The organism is Deinococcus marmoris (assembly GCF_001949125.1).
GTDB lineage: Bacteria > Deinococcota > Deinococci > Deinococcales > Deinococcaceae > Deinococcus > Deinococcus marmoris_A.
The window spans coordinates 1-2,608 of sequence record NZ_MSTI01000079.1; the positions used below are offsets into that span (position 1 = coordinate 1).

At 58.4% G+C, this 2,608-nt stretch carries 3 protein-coding genes and 1 pseudogene; 3 read left to right on the top strand and 1 reads right to left on the bottom strand.

What is annotated here, in order from left to right; translation table 11 throughout:
- On the top strand, positions 1-360 hold a 360-nt coding region (locus BOO71_RS12690; RefSeq protein ID WP_139322752.1), incomplete at its 5' end, for a Tn3 family transposase.
- Between the two features lie 21 nt (positions 361-381).
- Here BOO71_RS12690 and BOO71_RS12695 read toward each other — a convergent pair.
- Entirely contained in the window at positions 382-828 is a 447-nt protein-coding gene (locus BOO71_RS12695) for a hypothetical protein (RefSeq protein WP_075832923.1), read from the bottom strand.
- 600 nt (positions 829-1,428) lie between these two features.
- Between BOO71_RS12695 and BOO71_RS12700 the strand changes: the two genes are divergently transcribed.
- Positions 1,429-2,070, top strand: coding sequence for a hypothetical protein (locus BOO71_RS12700; protein WP_075832925.1), 642 nt, complete (start codon positions 1,429-1,431; stop codon positions 2,068-2,070).
- 249 nt (positions 2,071-2,319) lie between these two features.
- Positions 2,320-2,608, top strand: a pseudogene (locus BOO71_RS12705) (hypothetical protein); the annotation flags it as partial.

A 2,608-nucleotide genomic window follows, 5' to 3' on the forward strand; every position in this document is an offset into this window, starting at 1 on the left:
CAGCTCAACCGGGGCGAGCAGCGCCACTCTGTGGCGCGGGCCGTGTTCTACGGCCAGAAGGGCGAGTTGCGGCAGAAGTACCGCGAGGGTATGGAAGACCAGCTTGGGGCGCTGGGACTGGTGGTCAACGCCATCGTGCTGTGGAACACCCGCTACATGCAGGTGGCACTGGATGACCTGAAAAGCACCGGGCATCCGGTACTGGAGGCGGATGTGGCCCGGCTGACGCCTTTGCTGCATGACCATATCCATATGCTCGGCAAGTACGACTTCACGCTCTCACCGGAGGTGGCCCAGGGCCAGCTCAGACCCCTGCGCGACCCGTCTTCGCTGGAGGAATACCTGAACCGAATTCCTTAGCGCAGGTTTCGGTTCCTAGTCTCAGGTCACCCCTAGGTAGCAGTGCTTTCGTAATTCCTCGACGATACGGATCAGGTTCAGGCCCTGCGAGCTGGTCAGCCGTCCCCCGGCCAGGCTGGTGGTACTGATGCTGGTCAGGATCATGCGCCAGTCGCGGGACACGCTGCGGCTCAGCTTGGTCAGGTATTGACCCGCCTTGTACGGGAAGGCCACGGGCCAGAACGTTTTGGTGGGCGTGTATCCGCTCAGCACTGGTTTGGCGCGGATGCTCTTGCGGTACAGGCCGACAGCCTTCAGCGCTTCGATAGGGTCAATCGGAAGGCGTGTAGCGAGCGGCGCTGGGCAGATGTGGGAGCGCGGCGCAGCCTCTGGGCGGCCCGCTCGCAGGGCAGCCACCTGGGCATCCAGGAAGGCCCGCCGGGTGGCCTCTGTGGCGAGGCGCTCCGGCGTCAGTCTTGCGGCAGTCACTCCAGACCACCAGAAAACCCTGGCGGGGTGTCAACCGCAGCCAAGCGCAAGCAGCAAGTGCGCTGCCACATAGAACGTGCCTTCGAACCGTCTGCTGACAGGTCAAAGGCACGCCGTCCACACCGATTCGCACGGTGCTTCACGGCCTTTCTATGCTTTTGTGGCTGCACACTCTCAGATGCGCTGCTTAGCGAAAGCGGGGCAGGCTGCGCTCTATGGCGCTGGGTCATCGCGGTGGCTTTGGCCTTCCGCGAACTGACATGAAAAATTGGACTCACAAGGGTCTCCTAGTTGCAATAGGGAGCCTTCTCTGGTAAAGTCCGACTTGCGACAGTAGTGACTAGACCAAAGAATCTCAACTTAAATCCCGCTTACCGGCGGGGTTTTTTATTTTTGTCGTGCGTTCGGGATTACGTTGCGGTCAGGGAAGCGCCTCCATCTGAAGAGTCTAGCATGATCAACAAAAAATACCGCGTCAATGTCAATGAAAACTATGTCAAAAGTGAGATCTATTCACGCTCGAATTCTAAACAGCGGTGATGCGGGTTACTATGTGATGGCTGTGAGACGAATTCGATTGCAAGACCACGAGATGAAAAAGTGACTGGTCACGTCACGGTTTTTCTAACAGAGGCGTTTCTGCCGCTCAGCCGCGAGATTGGCAAGTTTGGGGCCATGTACCGGGCCGAGGCTGAAGCTCTGTTCGGTCTGGAGTTTGTGCAGGCAGCGGTGGCGCGGAAGGTTTGCGTTGCGACGGAAACCGACTACGGAGTGGTGCTGTACCTGGCCCACAAGGGGCGCAGGATGATCGGGCTAACCAGTTCGTTTCAGTCCCGAACCGAGAACCTTGAGAATGCCGTCTGCTCGCGCGACGCCTACAGCAACATCGTGGAGGCAGGCCACTCGGTGGAGACGGTCGAGCGGCAGCGCCGGGCCTCCATCGTCTATACCAGAGCAGGCACCAGGGTTCTGGCGCTCGCCCAGGCCAGAGGCTTTAACCGTACGGTGATCAGACGCAACTACTCCAACTGGGTTGAGTCAGGTGAATACGGAGAATTGCATCTGTACTCGTATCTTTCCCCTCCAGAAACAATGGAATTTGGGATGTTGATGCTTCATTCCAAAAATCCCAGTGCCCTCCCCATAGATCCGACTAAATTTCTGCTTTACGCCCTCACGCCGTGGCCTGTAATGCACCGTCAAAAGGCTGCTGGAGCTGATACCTCACCCCGACTGGACTGAGTGAGACAAGGTAGACCTGGCCGCCGCGCGTGACCTGAAATGACTGACCAAACTGGATATCCAAGGCCAGCTCGCGGTGGACGCGCTGGAGCTGATGCTCCACAGCATCTGACGGTTGACCACTCTGATCGAGCGAGTGCAGTTCGAGGGTCAGACTCAGCAGACTTTCCAGCAAGAAGTGCTGGGTTTCCCTGGTCAGTACTCCGGAAGGTTTTTGACGAATGGGGTGGGGATCGTCCATGTTGATGTGTGGCAACAAAACGGACGACCCCCAGCCAGATTCTAGCGGCCCTGCTCCCTGGAACCAGCCTGCGTTCCACCCAGGCCGCCTATCTTCAGGTGCTGTTGGTGCTGTGGCTGGTCGTTCCTGGACGACTGAATTTCACCAATCTGGCCCGCTATGGCGGGCCATCTGAGCGAACCCATCGCGCCTGGTTCCAGAAACCAATGCCGTGGGTGGAGTTGAACACCAGTTTGATCTTGCAGATGCAAGATCAGCAGTGTCTGGGCAGGGAGAGCATCATTGGGATCGACGCAG